Annotated in this window: 13 protein-coding genes; 6 read left to right on the top strand and 7 right to left on the bottom strand. The window is 70.4% G+C overall.

Translation table 11 applies throughout. The features are described 5' to 3' along the window. Positions 1–92: 92 nt before the first annotated feature. On the top strand, positions 93–1,244 hold the full coding sequence (locus MTP13_RS09565) for a MalY/PatB family protein (RefSeq protein ID WP_243567501.1): 1,152 nt from the start codon (positions 93–95) through the stop codon (positions 1,242–1,244). Between the two features lie 64 nt (positions 1,245–1,308). Here MTP13_RS09565 and guaB read toward each other — a convergent pair whose 3' ends face one another. After that, positions 1,309–2,811, bottom strand: coding sequence for an IMP dehydrogenase (guaB, locus tag MTP13_RS09560; protein ID WP_243567500.1), 1,503 nt, complete (start codon positions 2,809–2,811; stop codon positions 1,309–1,311). Positions 2,812–3,226: 415 nt separating this feature from the next. On the opposite strand from guaB, the gene MTP13_RS09555 reads away from it, so the two are divergent. From MTP13_RS09555 to MTP13_RS09540, 4 genes are read left to right on the top strand one after another with little or no spacing between them, the layout of a single operon-like run. Further along, positions 3,227–4,441 carry a branched-chain amino acid ABC transporter permease gene (locus tag MTP13_RS09555; protein ID WP_243567499.1) on the top strand — a complete coding sequence of 405 codons (1,215 nt, stop codon included), beginning with the start codon at positions 3,227–3,229 and terminating at the stop codon, positions 4,439–4,441. Positions 4,442–4,454: 13 nt separating this feature from the next. Next, positions 4,455–5,435, top strand: coding sequence for a branched-chain amino acid ABC transporter permease (locus MTP13_RS09550; protein WP_229781625.1), 981 nt, complete (start codon positions 4,455–4,457; stop codon positions 5,433–5,435). Then, positions 5,425–6,339, top strand: coding sequence for an ABC transporter ATP-binding protein (locus MTP13_RS09545; RefSeq protein WP_243567498.1), 915 nt, complete (start codon positions 5,425–5,427; stop codon positions 6,337–6,339). The genes MTP13_RS09550 and MTP13_RS09545 overlap by 11 nt, the downstream gene beginning before the upstream one ends. Next, positions 6,326–7,099, top strand: coding sequence for an ABC transporter ATP-binding protein (locus MTP13_RS09540; RefSeq protein ID WP_243567497.1), 774 nt, complete (start codon positions 6,326–6,328; stop codon positions 7,097–7,099). Before MTP13_RS09545 ends, MTP13_RS09540 begins: the two co-directional genes overlap by 14 nt. Positions 7,100–7,268: 169 nt before the next feature. Here the strand turns inward: MTP13_RS09540 and MTP13_RS09535 are convergent, their stop codons facing one another. The 3 genes from MTP13_RS09535 to groES form a co-directional block, all read right to left on the bottom strand. Continuing rightward, on the bottom strand, positions 7,269–8,567 hold the full coding sequence (locus MTP13_RS09535) for an ABC transporter substrate-binding protein (RefSeq protein ID WP_243567496.1): 1,299 nt from the start codon (positions 8,565–8,567) through the stop codon (positions 7,269–7,271). Between the two features lie 195 nt (positions 8,568–8,762). Further along, entirely contained in the window at positions 8,763–9,743 is a 981-nt protein-coding gene (gene rarD / locus MTP13_RS09530; RefSeq protein ID WP_243567495.1) for an EamA family transporter RarD, read from the bottom strand. Between the two features lie 108 nt (positions 9,744–9,851). Next, positions 9,852–10,148: a co-chaperone GroES gene (gene groES / locus MTP13_RS09525; protein WP_217183010.1), complete on the bottom strand. Its 297-nt coding sequence runs from the start codon at positions 10,146–10,148 to the stop codon at positions 9,852–9,854. Between the two features lie 274 nt (positions 10,149–10,422). Between groES and MTP13_RS09520 the strand changes: the two genes are divergently transcribed. Further along, on the top strand, positions 10,423–11,613 hold the full coding sequence (locus tag MTP13_RS09520) for a class I SAM-dependent methyltransferase (RefSeq protein WP_243567494.1): 1,191 nt from the start codon (positions 10,423–10,425) through the stop codon (positions 11,611–11,613). 16 nt (positions 11,614–11,629) lie between these two features. Here MTP13_RS09520 and MTP13_RS09515 read toward each other — a convergent pair whose 3' ends face one another. From MTP13_RS09515 to MTP13_RS09505, 3 genes are all read right to left on the bottom strand, one after another. After that, on the bottom strand, positions 11,630–12,124 hold the full coding sequence (locus MTP13_RS09515; protein WP_243567493.1) for a hypothetical protein: 495 nt from the start codon (positions 12,122–12,124) through the stop codon (positions 11,630–11,632). A gap of 134 nt (positions 12,125–12,258) precedes the next feature. Continuing rightward, positions 12,259–12,936, bottom strand: coding sequence for a DUF4190 domain-containing protein (locus tag MTP13_RS09510; RefSeq protein WP_243567492.1), 678 nt, complete (start codon positions 12,934–12,936; stop codon positions 12,259–12,261). 61 nt (positions 12,937–12,997) lie between these two features. Beyond that, on the bottom strand, positions 12,998–13,399 hold the full coding sequence (locus tag MTP13_RS09505) for a DUF4190 domain-containing protein (RefSeq protein WP_243567491.1): 402 nt from the start codon (positions 13,397–13,399) through the stop codon (positions 12,998–13,000). Positions 13,400–13,412 lie beyond the last annotated feature (13 nt).

Here is a 13,412-nt window from a genome sequence, read left to right as displayed (position 1 = left end):
AGCCGATCAGACTAGCGAGCGACGGCTCGCTCGGCAAAACCGGACCTCGGCGGAGGGGTGCCGAGGCCCGCCGACTGCGGCAAGCTGGAGGCATGCACCGGATCGCCGCTCAGCCCCTCGACGTCCTCCGCACCCGGACGAGCGCCAAGTGGCGGCTCTACCCCGCCGACGTCCTGCCGCTGCCGGTCGCCGAGATGGACTACCCGCTCGCCGAACCCGTCGCGGCGGCGCTGCACGCGGCGGTCGACCGCTCGGACACCGGGTACGCCGCCGGCAGCGGCCCGATCGCCGAGGCCTTCGCCCCCTTCGCCCTCGAGCGCTTCGGCTGGGAGGTCGACCCGGCCCGGGTGTCGAGCACGGGCGACGTCGCGATGGGGCTCGTCGAGGTGCTCCGCCAGGTCACGAGCCCCGGGGACGGCGTCGTCGTGACCCCGCCGATCTACCCGCCGTTCTTCGACATCGTGACGGAGGCCTCGGCCACGGTCGTCGAGGTGCCCATGACGGGCGGCATCGACGCCGGCTGGGCGCTCGACCTCGACGGCATCGACCGCGCGTTCGCCGCCGGGGCGAAGGCCATGCTGCTCTGCAACCCGCACAACCCGATCGGCCTCGTGCCGAGCCGCGACGAGCTCGCCGCCCTCGCGGAGATCGCCGCCCGGCACGGCGCCACGATCGTCTCCGACGAGGTGCATGGGCCGCTCTCGCAGCCGGACTCGGTCTACACGCCCTTCCTCACCGTCTCGGACGCCGCTCGCGAGTTCGGCGTGACCGTCACGGCGGGCACGAAGGCGTTCAACCTCGCCGGGCTCAAGGCGGCGATGATCGTGACGGCCTCCGAGCGCGGCGACGCCGTGCGGCGGCGCATGCCGTACGAGGTCGAGTGGCGGATGAGCCAGTTCGGCTCCATCGCGAGCATCGCCGCGTTCCGCGAGGGCGGCTTCTGGCTCGACGGGGTGCTCGCGAGTCTCGACGACAACCGGCGCCTGCTCGCCGAACTGCTCGCCGATGAGCTGCCGGGCGTGCGGTACCGGATGCCGCAGGCGAGCTACCTCGCCTGGCTCGACTTCAGTGCGCTCGGCTGGGGCGACGACCCCGCCGCGTACGCGCTCGAGCACGCGAAGGTCGCCCTCGGCGTCGGGCCGGAGTTCGGCGCGGAGGCGGGCCGCGGGCACGTGCGGCTGAACTTCGCGTGCACGCCAGAGGTGCTCGCCGAGGCGATCACCCGGCTGGCGGACGCGCGGTAGGGCGGACGGGACAGGCTGGACGGGCCCGTACGCGCGTCGCGGCTCCGCCGCGACGCGCTGACCCTCAGCGCGTGTAGTTCGGCGCCTCGACGACGATCTGCACGTCGTGCGGGTGCGACTCCTTGAGCCCGGCCGGGGTGATGCGCACGAAGCGGCCCTTGGTCTTCAGCTCCTCGATCGTGCGCGCGCCGACGTAGAACATCGACTGGCGCAGGCCGCCGATGAGCTGGTACGCCACGGCGGACAGCGGGCCGCGGTAGGGCACCTGGCCCTCGATGCCCTCGGGGATCAGCTTGTCGTCGCTCGGCACGTCGGCCTGGAAGTAGCGGTCCTTCGAATAGGACGTCTTCTTGCCGCGGGTCTGCAGCGCGCCGAGCGAGCCCATGCCGCGGTAGGTCTTGAACTGCTTGCCGTTCTGGAAGACGAGCTCGCCGGGGCTCTCGGCGGTGCCGGCCAGCAGCGAGCCGAGCATGACGGTGTCGGCGCCGGCGACGAGCGCCTTGGCGATGTCGCCCGAGTACTGCAGGCCGCCGTCGGCGATGAGCGGCACGCCGGCCGGCATCGTCGCCTTCGACGCCTCGTAGACGGCCGTGATCTGCGGCACGCCGACGCCAGCGACGACGCGGGTGGTGCAGATGGAGCCCGGGCCCACCCCGACCTTCACGGCGTCGGCGCCGGCCTCGACGAGCGCCTTCGCGCCCTCGTAGGTCGCCACGTTGCCGCCGATCACGTCGATGCCGGCGAAGCTCGGGTCGGCCTTCAGCCGGCGGATGATGTCGAGCACACCGGCGGACTCGCCGTTGGCGGTGTCGACGACGAGCACGTCGACGCCGGCGTCGCGGAGGGCCTCGGCGCGCTCCCAGGCGTCGCCGAAGAAGCCCATGGCCGCGCCGACGCGCAGACGCCCCTCGGCGTCCTTCGTGGCGTTCGGGTACTGCTCGCTCTTGTCGAAGTCCTTGACGGTGATGAGGCCGGTGAGCCGGCCCTCGTCGTCGATCAGCGGCAGCTTCTCGATCTTGTGCTCGGCGAAGATGGCGAGCGCCTCGTCGGGGTTCATGCCGACGTGGCCGGTGATGAGCGGCATCCGCGTCATCACCTCGGAGACCTTCGTGCTCGGCTTCTCGAAGTCGGAGACGAAGCGCATGTCTCGGTTCGTGACGATGCCGACGAGCTTGCCCGCCTCGTCGACGACCGGCAGGCCGCTCACCCGGTAGGTGCCGCAGAGCGCGTCGACGTCGGCGACGGAGGCGTCGGGGGTGGTCGTCACGGGGTTCGTGACCATGCCCGACTCGCTGCGCTTCACCCGGTCGACCATCTCGGCCTGGTCCTGGATGGAGAGGTTGCGGTGCAGGATGCCGATGCCGCCCTGGCGCGCCATCGCGATCGCCATGCGGCTCTCGGTGACGGTGTCCATCGCGGCGGAGAGCAGCGGCGTGGCCACAGTGATCCGTCGGGTCAGCCGCGAGGTCGTGTCGGCCTCGCTCGGGATGACGTCGGTGTGCCCGGGCAGGAGCAGCACGTCGTCGTAGGTGAGTCCCGTGAGTCCGAACGGATCGTTCCTGTCCATGTCTGCCCTTCGCTGCCGCCGCTGGTTTCGCCGCCTGGATCGATGCCGCCCGCGCGGGATGCGCGCGAGGCGGTGCATCAATGTTAAGCGACGGCGGGGCCGCCGAATTCCCACCGGCGCTGCGTATTCGGGCCGCGCCCCGCACGAACGTTGCGCCGGACCCGCCGCTCGGATAACAATCGAGGGCCGTTTGTGTCACGGGCGAAACACCTGAGACATAATCGGCACGTACCGTCGACGACGTCGTCGATGGGAAAGGACCGGTCCCGGAGGTCCACAACGACCTCCGGAACCCCTTGGAGGTGCAGTGGAATCCACGCGAACAGTCCGACGGCATTCCCCAGGGAGATGGCTCGTACTCCTCGCAGTCCTACTGTCCGCACTCACTCTGTCCGGCATCGCAGCGTCCCCTGCGATGGCGGAGGATGGGAGTACGGGCACAGGCTCCGAAGAGTACGACTACTTCTTCCTCGGGAATGTGAAGTACGAGGACGAACCGCTTGAAGGTGTCGAGATCACGGTCGAGGGCGGTGGCTTCAAAGCCAGCGCCGAGACGGATGCCGACGGAAAATGGCGCATCGGCGTGCCCGAGAAGGCCAGCTACAAGGTGACCCTCGACGAGGACACCCTGCCGAAGGGCGTCATCGTCGCGGAGGACGAGGAGAACCCGCGCCAGGCGGAGTTCGGGCTCACCAACACGAAGTCGGTGAACTTCTTCCTCGGCGAGGGCACCAGGCAGACCGTCTCGTTCTTCGACCAACTGCTGAACCGGCTGGCGAACGGCGTGAACTTCGGTCTGCTGCTCGCCCTCGCGGCGATCGGGCTCTCGCTCATCTACGGCACCACGGGCCTCAGCAACTTCGCGCACTCCGAGATGATCACCTTCGGTGCCCTCATGCTGCTGACCTTCTCGAGCGACCTCGGCTTCCCCGTCTGGATCGCGATCATCATCGCGCTGCTGCTGAGCCTCGGCCTCGGCTGGTCCCTCGACGGGGTGATCTGGAAACCGCTCCGAAAACGAGGGGTCGGGGTCATCCAGCTGATGATCGTCAGCATCGGCCTCTCGCTCGCGATGCGGTACACGTACCAGTTCTTCTACGGCGGAGCGACCAGGCAGCTGCCCGGCGCCTCCCCCGCCGACCTGCAGCTCGGGCCGATCTCGCTCTCCTGGATCGACCTCGTCAGCATGGGCGTCAGCGTCGTGGTGCTCCTCGCCGTCGCGTTCCTGCTGATGCGCACGCGGATCGGCAAGGCGACCCGCGCGGTCGCCGACAACGCGAGCCTCGCCGCCACGAGCGGCATCGACGTCGACCGGGTCATCCGGATCGTCTGGGTGCTCGGCGCCGGGCTCGCGGGCCTCAGCGGCATCCTCTGGGCCTACTACCGCCCCGGCGTCAGCTGGGACATGGGCTTCCAGATCCTGCTGCTCGTCTTCGCGGCGGTCACCCTGGGCGGTCTCGGCACGGCGTTCGGCGCCCTGATCGGTTCCCTCATCGTGGGCATCTTCGTCGAACTCTCGACGCTCTGGCTGCCCTCCGACATGAAGTTCGTCAGCGCGCTCGTCGTGCTGATTCTGGTGCTCCTCTTCCGGCCGCAGGGCATCCTCGGCCGACGAGAGCGGATCGGGTAGGAGGCCGACGATGATCGATTGGGGAAGCATCTTCTCGAACGCGGCGGTCGAGCTCATCAGCCCGACCACGGCCGCCTACGCCCTCGCGGCGCTCGGCCTCGCGGTGCACTTCGGCTACACGGGCCTGCTGAACTTCGGCCAGGCCGGCTTCATGGCCATCGGCGCCTACGGCTACGCCATCTCGGTGCTCACCTTCGGGTTCCCGGTGTGGGGCGCCGTGCTCGTCGGCATCGGGGCGTCCATCGTGTTCGCCCTCATCCTCGGCATCCCGACCCTGCGGCTCCGGGCCGACTACCTCGCGATCGTCACGATCGCGGCGGCCGAGATCGTCCGCCTCCTGTTCACGACGAACACCTTCGTCGCGGTGACGGGCTCGGCGAACGGCCTCAGCGAGTACAAGGGCGGATTCCGGGCGCTGAACCCGCTGAGCTTCGAGGGCAAGGCCGGCTTCGGCCCCTGGATGTTCAGCGCGAACGACTGGTGGAACATCATCGTCGGCTGGAGCGTCGTGATCCTCGCGGTGCTCTTCACCTGGCTCCTCATGCGCAGCCCGTGGGGCCGCGTCATCAAGGGCATCCGGGAGGACGAGGACGCCGTGCGCGCCCTCGGCAAGAACGTCTACTCCTACAAGATGCAGAGCCTCATCATCGGCGGCGTCTTCGGCACCCTCGCCGGCATGATCTTCATCATGCCGCGCGCGGTGATCCCCTCCGCCTACGCGACCTCGCTCACCTTCTTCATCTGGGCGATCCTGCTCCTCGGCGGAGCCGCGACCATCCTGGGCCCCGTGCTCGGATCGATCGTGTTCTGGGTGCTGCTGTCCTTCTTCTCGGGCTTCATCGCCCGCGCGGTCGAGGCCGGCTGGTTCCCGATCTCCGAGGTGCAGGCGGGGCAGCTCCGGTTCATCCTCGTCGGCGTCGCGATCATGCTCCTCGTGATCTTCAGACCGCAGGGGCTGCTCGGAAACAAGAAGGAGATGTCTTTTGTCAAGTGAGACCACTCCCACGTCCGGGCCGGTGAAGTCGACCGGCCTCCACCTCGGCGACGCCGAGCCCGGCTGCCGCAAGGTCGACCCGATCCTCGTCGCCGACGGCGTGACACGCACCTTCGGCGGCCTGAAGGCGGTCGACGTCGCGCACGTCGAGATCCCCCGCGGCGCGATCACGGCCCTCATCGGCCCGAACGGCGCCGGCAAGACCACGTTCTTCAACCTGCTGACGGGCTTCGACAAGCCCGACTCGGGCACGTGGCAGTTCGACGGCCGGTCGCTCGCGCACGTGCCCGCCTACCGGGTCGCGCGCATGGGGCTCATCCGCACCTTCCAGCTGACGAAGTCGCTCGGCCTGCTGAGCGTGCTCGACAACATGAAGCTGGGCGCCAAGGACCAGACGGGCGAGAACCTGTTCCGCTCGCTGCTGCCGTTCCTCTGGCGCAAGCAGGAGCAGGAGATCGAGGCGAAGGCCGTCGAGCTGCTGACCCGGTTCAAGCTCGACGCGAAGCAGCACGACTACGCGGCGAGCCTCTCCGGCGGGCAGCGCAAGCTCCTCGAGATGGCGCGGGCGCTCATGAGCGACCCGACGCTCGTCATGCTGGACGAGCCGATGGCCGGCGTGAACCCGGCGCTCACCCAGTCCCTCCTCGACCACATCCTCGACCTGAAGACGCAGGGCATGACCGTGCTCTTCGTCGAGCACGACATGCACATGGTCCGGCACATCGCCGACTGGGTCGTCGTGATGGCGGAGGGACGCATCGTGGCGGAGGGCGACCCGCACTCCGTCATGCAGGACCAGGCCGTGATCGACGCCTACCTCGGCGCCCACCACGACACGGACCTCGGCGCGGCGCACACGTCGAACGTCGAGGCAGTGAAGGAGCTCATCGATGACGAACAGTGAACCGGCCGGCGCCACGGCCGTGACCGAGGCCCCCGGCGACATCGTCGTCGAGGTCGCCGAGGTCACCGCGGGCTACCTGCCCGGCGTGAACATCCTGAACGGCTGCTCGCTCGTCGCGAGGCAGGGCGAGCTCATCGGCATCATCGGCCCGAACGGCGCCGGCAAGTCGACGCTGCTGAAGTCGATCTTCGGCCTCGTGAAGGTGCGCAAGGGCGCCGTGCTCCTGAACGGCGAGGACATCACGAACCTGAAGGCGAACAAGCTCGTCGCCAAGGGCGTCGGCTTCGTGCCGCAGACGAACAACGTGTTCCCCTCGCTCACCATCCAGGAGAACCTGGAGATGGGCCTGTACCAGAAGCCCAAGGGGCTGAAGGAGCGGCTCGAGTTCGTGACGGCGATCTTCCCCGAGATCGGCAAGCGGCTCGGGCAGCGCGCCGGCTCCCTTTCGGGCGGCGAGCGGCAGATGGTCGCGATGAGCCGCGCCCTCATGATGGGGCCGCACGTGCTGCTCCTCGACGAGCCGAGCGCCGGCCTCTCCCCCGTGAAGCAGGACGAGGCGTTCCTGCGGGTGAAGGAGATCAACCGGGCCGGCGTCACGACCATCATGGTCGAGCAGAACGCCCGGCGCTGCCTGCAGATCTGCGACCGCGGCTACGTGCTCGACCAGGGCCGCGACGCCTACGAGGGCACCGGGCGCGAGCTGCTGAACGATCCCAAGGTGATCGGGCTCTACCTCGGCACCCTCGGTCAGGACGACTGAGCGGCCGCCTCAGCGCCGCTGACGGGCGGGTGGATGCCTCGGCATCCACCCGCCCGTTTCTCGTTCCCCCGGCGCGACGAGGGCCCCGGCGCGACGAGGGCCCCGGCATGGCCCCGGCATGACGAAGGCCCCGGCGAGCGGAACGCTCGCCGGGGCCTCCCACCACCGACTAGTTGACGCGCGTCGAGGTGTTGTCGTCCTGGTACTCGTAGATGCCGATCGTGGCACCCGTCGGGTCACCGTTCTCGTCGAAGGTGATGGGGCCCGAGAGACCGTCGTAGTCGATCTGCTCGCCCTTCTCCAGCAGGGCGGCGCCCTGCGCGAAGTCGGTCACCTTCTCGCCGTCGCCGGCGGATCCGGAGATCTGACGGAGGTACTCGGCGATCTTCGTGCCGCTCGTGTCGTTCGCGGCGTAGGCCGCGAGCGCGAACAGCACGATGTTGTCGTACGACTCCGCCGCGTAGGTGAAGTCGGTCAGCGACGGGTCGACCTCGAGGAGACGGTCGGTGAAGTCGCCGAGCGTCGCCAGGTCGAGACCCGGGGTGGTCGCCTTGGCGCCCTTGATGAGGCCGGGGGCGAACACGTCGCTGTAGTCGAGCCGGTTTCCGTCGGTCAGGTAGATCTTGTCGCCCGGGAAGCCGCCGCCGACGAGCTCCGGGATGATGATCTTCGCCTGGTCGAACGAGATGATCGCGATCGCGTCGGGCGACTGCGCCGTCACGTCGGAGATCTGCGTGGTGAAGTTGGTGTCGCCCGTGTTGTACGAGGACTCCGCGACGACCTCACCGCCCGCGCTCTCGAACGCCTTCTTCGTCGTGTCGGCGAAGCCGGTGCCGTAGGCGTCGTTCTGGAAGATGATGCCGAGGGTGCTGTTGCCGTCCTCGGCGATCAGGTTGCCCAGCACCTCGCCCTGCAGCAGGTCGGAGGGCGCCGTGCGCCAGTAGAGGTCGTTGTCGTCGATCGTCGACAGGTCGAGACCCGTGTTCGACGGCGACATGAGCACCACGCCGGCGCTCGTGACCTGCTCGTAGATGTTTCGCGTCTGCGCCGACGCGGCAGCACCCGAGATGGCCGAGACGCCCTGCGAGAGCAGGTCGGTGACGGAGCCGGTGGCGACGTCGATCGAGGTGTCGCCCTCGTCGCGGAGCACGAGCTCGAGCTGGATGCCGAGGTCGGCCTTGTTGATGTCGTCGACCGCGAGCTTCGCTGCCGCGATCTGGGGCGGGCCGAGGACGGCGAGGCTGCCCGACTGGGGCGCGAGCTGACCGACCTTCAGGGTGAGATCGCGCGGGCCCGACTCGATGGGCAGGGCGTCGCCGCTGTCTGCGGGCTCGTCGGTCGGGGCGGTCGTGCTGCCGCCGCCGCTCGTGCAGGCGGAGAGAAGCAGGGCGGCGGCGCCGGCGAGGGCGACCCCCGTCCAGATTCCGCGTGCACCGCGCTTGGCCGTAGCCTTCGCGAATACGCTCATGGTGCTCCTTGGGACTAAGGATCGGACATAACGATGCGTCAGATGACGCCGTGGTTTTGACAGTATTGCCCGGCCAACGCGGAAACAAGGGATGCCGGTCACAACCGCGTAACACCGCGTTCATCGCGAGCGTCCCGGCCTCGAGGCCCGGTTCGACGCAGCATCCGTGCGCCGCGACGCTGCGCGACGCTCGGATCAGACGGGCTCGGCGACGAGCTTGCGGGCGGCGCGAGCGTTGCGCACGAGGTCGATCGTCAGCACGATGAGGGCGACCCAGACGAGGGCGAAGCCGATCCAGCGCTCGAGCGGCATCGGCTCGCGCAGGATGAGCACGCCGACGAGGAACTGGATGAACGGCGCGAAGTACTGGATGAAGCCGAGGTGGATGAGCGGCAGCCGGCGCGAGGCCGCGGCGAACAGCAGCAGCGGCACGGCCGTCACGGCGCCCGCGCAGGCGAGGAGCACCGTGTGCCACGCGCTCACCGTGCCCATCGTGAGCCCGCCGCTCGCGGCGACCCACCAGAGCAGGCCCGCGGCCACCGGGGCGAGCCACAGCGTCTCGAGGGTGAGCCCCGACACCGCGTCGACCCGGTGGCCGACGCGCTTCTTGATGAGGCCGTAGAAGCCGAAGGAGAAGGCGAGCACGAGCGCGATCCACGGGAACTGCCCGTGCCCGACGGCGAGCACGACGACCGCGACGATGCTGATGCCGACCGCGACCCACTGCATGGTGCTGAGTCGTTCGCGCAGCACGAGCACGCCGAGGAAGACCGTGACGATCGGGTTGATGAAGTAGCCGAGGGCGGCTTCGACGACCTGACCCGACACGGCGGCGTAGACGTAGGTCAGCCAGTTCACGAAGATGAGCACGCCCGCGGCGCCCATGGTGAAGAGCACCCGGCGGTCGCGCAGCAGCGCCCAGAACGACCGCCAGCCGCGGGTCACGGCGAGCAGCAGCGCGCAGAAGACGAGCGAGAGCAGGATGCGCCAGGCGACGATCTCGACCGGCCCGCTCGGGGCGAGCGCGATGAAGTAGACGGGCAGGAAGCCCCAGAGCACGTAGGCGGAGACGGCGTAGCCGAGCCCGGAACGGCTGAGCGGCGAGGGCCCGCCCGCTGGGCGAGCGGCGGATGGGGCGCCGGCCGTCTCGGCTGGGCGGTCGGCGGGGCTGTTCACCGGCTCAGCCTACGCCCGGCCGGCGACGTTCCAGACTGCCGCGGGCCCGGGAACGCGGAACGGCCCGGATGCACGAGGCATCCGGGCCGTTGCGAACGGTGCTGAAGGTCAGCGGACGACGACCGCGAGGACGTCGCGGGCCGAGAGCACGAGGAACTCGTCTGCGCCGAACTTGATCTCGGTGCCGCCGTACTTCGAGTAGAGCACGCGGTCGCCGACGGCGACGTCGAGCGGCACGCGGTTGCCGTTGTCGTCGATACGGCCGGGGCCGACGGCGACGACCTCGCCCTCCTGCGGCTTCTCCTTGGCGGTGTCGGGGATGACGAGGCCAGACGCAGTGGTCTGCTCGGCCTCGACCTGCTTGATGACGATGCGATCCTCGAGCGGCTTGATGGAAACCGACACGGTTGACCCCTTTTCTAGATGACGACTTGTCTTGGAAGACTGGGTTAGCAGCCTCGGAACGAGAGTGCTAACCAAAGTCTAGGGTGCATCTGGCACTCGTGCAACGTGAGTGCCAGCGCCGGGCCGAGAGCGCGAGTCGCACGACGATCCGCCGCCTCCAGCGCGTCCGCCCGGCGCGCCGCCCGAATCGTCGTGCAGCTCGCTCCGCGGGTGGGTGTGGGGCGCGGGTGGGGTGGGGCGGGGGTGTGGGAACCGCGGGTGCTAGCGTGGCCGGGTGGATCGCGCCGAACTCGTGGAACTGCTGTCGCCGGAGGGGCTCCGCCTCCTCGATTCGATCGGCGAGTGGGACGCGAAGGCCGACGTCGTGAAGACGGTCGCGGCGCTCCGCAAGCAGGGCCACGCCCCCGCTCTCGTGGCGGCCGTGCTGAGCCAGGCCCGGCTGCGTGCGAAGGGACGGGCGAAGTTCGGCGAGTTCGCCTCTCGCATGCTCTTCACCGAGCCCGGCCTCGAACAGGCCACGCGGCTGAACGTGGCGGCGCTGCACGCCGGCCGCTTCGCCCGCGCGGGCATCTCGCACGTCGCCGACCTCGGCTGCGGCATCGGCGGCGACGCCCTCGCTCTCGCCGCGATCGAGCTCGAGGTCACCGCGGCGGACGCCGACGAGGTGACCGCCGCGATCGCCGCGTACAACCTGACTCCGTTCCCGCAGGCCACCGTGCTGCACGCGCGGGCCGAGGAGGTCGCCCTCGGCGGCATCGGCGGCGCGTGGCTCGACCCGGCGCGCCGCGTCACCTCGGGGGGCAGCACGCGGCGGCTGGCGGATGCCTCGGACTACTCCCCGCCGCTCGACTTCGCCTTCGGGCTCGCCGATCGGCTCCCCGTGGGCGTGAAGCTCGGGCCGGGCACCGACCGCGGGGTGATCCCGGCGGGCGCCGAGGCGCAGTGGGTCTCGGTCGACGGCGACGTCGTGGAGCTCGCCGTCTGGCTCGGCGCGCTCGCCCGGCCGGGCGTCGGCCGTGCGGCCCTCGTCATCCGGGGCGGCACCGCGCACGAGCTCACCGCCGCGGCGGACAGCGCCGACGAGCCCGTCGGCGAACTCGGCGGCTTCGTCTACGAGCCGGACGGCAGCGTCATCCGGGCCCGGCTGATCGGCGACCTCGCCCGCTCGCTCGACGCGCGGATGCTCTCCGACGGCATCGCCTACCTGAGCGGCGACCGCCTGGTCGAGACGCCGTTCGCCCGCGCGTTCCGGGTGCTGGAGCGGCTGCCCGCCGAGGAGCGGCAGCTGCGCCGCGAGCTGGCGAGCCGCGGCGTCGGCACGCTCGAGATCAAGAAGCGCGGGGTCGACGTGGACCCGGCGGCGCTGCGCACCCGGCTGAAGCTCTCCGGGGCGGCCTCGGCGACGATCATCCTGACGCGCGAAGCCGGTCGGCACGTCGCGCTGCTCGTCGAGCGCGCCGACTGAGCCGGGCCGTCGCGCCTCAGCGCGGGAGCGCGCCGAAGACGATCGCGTAGTAGCCGATCCAGACCGCCGAGAACACGAGCCCGCCGAGCCCGGTGCCGATGCCCGCGAAGGCGAGCGTGCGACCGTGCTCCTCGCGGCGGAGGCCGAGCACCCCGAAGACGATCGCGGCGAGCGAGACCGGCAGCATCCAGCCCACGAAGAGCGAGGCGATGCCGCCGATCGTGCCGGTGATCACCGAGATCCAGCTGTAGACCCGGCGCTGCGCGTCGTCGTCGTCGGCGACGTCGACGTGCTCCACCGGCTCGGGCAGGGGCGGCCGATGCACGAGCAGGAGCTGCCCCGTCGAGAGCGAGCGCAGCTGCCCGGTGTCGACCGGCACCTCGTACTCGCGCTGCTCGATCGCGGTCGGCGGCTCGTCGAGCCTGCGCGGTTCCGCCGCCGGCGCGCCCGCCGCGCCTTCGACGTCGGGGCGGCGCCGTCGCCCGCTCGCGCCGCCCAGGGCCTCACGCACGGCGGGCTCGCCGCGGAAGGTCGGCTCGGCGGGTTCGTAGGGCGCGAGCGGCCGCGTGGGGTCGAAGCGCTCAGGGGCCCCGTCGTCCGACGGGACCCCCGAGCGATCGTTCGATTCGGACAGGGCGCTTCCGATCAGTACGAGTAGCTGCTGGTCGACGCGGCGAGCACGATGAAGAAGATCACGATGCCGATGATCCAGAGCAGGCCGATCGCGATGCCCACGAACCCGGTGATGAGGCCGGTGAGCCAGAAGCCCTTGGCCGCCGGCTCCTTCTTGCGGCCGAGGAAGCCCAGCACGACGGCCGCGATCGAGAAGAGCGCGCCGAAGCCGTAGAACAGGCTGCCGAGCAGGCCGAGGATGCCGCCGATCATCGAGATGATGCTGAGCGTGGGCGTGGGTGCCGCCGGAGCCGGCGCGTACGCGGCGTAGCCGGGCTGCTGGCCGTAAGGCTGCTGACCGTACGCGGGCTGCTGCTGCCCGTACGGCTGCTGCTGACCGTACGCGGGCTGCTGCTGCCCGTACGGCTGCTGCTGCTGACCGTACGCGGGCTGCTGCTGGCCGTAGGGCTGCTGCGGCTGGCCGTACGCCGGCGGGGCCGGAGCGGCGGCGGGCGGCTGCGGAGCGCCGTACGCCGGAGCCTCGGGCGCCCCGTAGGAGGGCGGCGTCGGAGCCGCCGGGGGCTCGGGAGCGGCCGGCGTCGCCGGCGGCTCGGGCGAGGCCGGCGGCTCGGGAGCCGAGGGCACCTCCGGGGTGCCGGCGGCGCTCGGCTCGGGCTCGCCCGGATTCTGCGGAGTGTTCTGGTCGCTCATGTGCGTACCTCTCGTGTCGCGCGCGGAACGCGGGACGGCTGGGGTCGTGATCTGCGGCGGGTCAGCCGCTGACGCTGACGTTGGACATCGTGGCGGCGGCCGCCACCACGATGATGACGACGATGATCGCGATGACCGAGAGCGCGATGCCGACGTAGCCGATGATGGTACCGGCGAGCGCCGCGCCGCGGCCCTCCTCGCCCCGCTGCTTGATCTGGCTGAGCGAGATGTGGCCGCAGATGATGCCGACGATGAAGCCGAAGCCGGTGAGCAGGCCCGCGAGCGAGGCGACCAGCGAGACGACCGCGAGGGTGTTCGTCTTGGCGGGCGCCTGGATGCGCGACTCCTGGTCGACGTAGTTGGGGACGATCGGGTCCTCGGGCGGCGTCGCCGAGGTCGCCATGCCGAAGTCGGCCGACGCCGGTGTGAACGCCGGGTCGGAGTTCTGCCTGGGATCGCTCATCGCTGGCCCTCCT

The organism is Agromyces soli (genome assembly GCF_022811605.1).
Taxonomy (GTDB): Bacteria; Actinomycetota; Actinomycetes; order Actinomycetales; family Microbacteriaceae; genus Agromyces; species Agromyces soli.
This window is presented reverse-complemented; position numbering and strand designations above follow the sequence as displayed.

What these genes read in the sequence shown, in the direction of transcription:
- MTP13_RS09510 (WP_243567492.1), bottom strand. Translation starts at nt 12,936, where the DNA reads ATGAGCGACCAGAACACTCCGCAGAATCCGGGCGAGCCCGAGCCGAGC.
- guaB (WP_243567500.1), bottom strand. Translation starts at nt 2,811, where the DNA reads ATGGACAGGAACGATCCGTTCGGACTCACGGGACTCACCTACGACGAC.
- MTP13_RS09505 (WP_243567491.1), bottom strand. Translation starts at nt 13,399, where the DNA reads ATGAGCGATCCCAGGCAGAACTCCGACCCGGCGTTCACACCGGCGTCG.
- MTP13_RS09555 (WP_243567499.1), top strand. Translation starts at nt 3,227, where the DNA reads ATGGCGGAGGATGGGAGTACGGGCACAGGCTCCGAAGAGTACGACTAC.
- MTP13_RS09535 (WP_243567496.1), bottom strand. Translation starts at nt 8,567, where the DNA reads ATGAGCGTATTCGCGAAGGCTACGGCCAAGCGCGGTGCACGCGGAATC.
- MTP13_RS09540 (WP_243567497.1), top strand. Translation starts at nt 6,326, where the DNA reads ATGACGAACAGTGAACCGGCCGGCGCCACGGCCGTGACCGAGGCCCCC.
- MTP13_RS09565 (WP_243567501.1), top strand. Translation starts at nt 93, where the DNA reads ATGCACCGGATCGCCGCTCAGCCCCTCGACGTCCTCCGCACCCGGACG.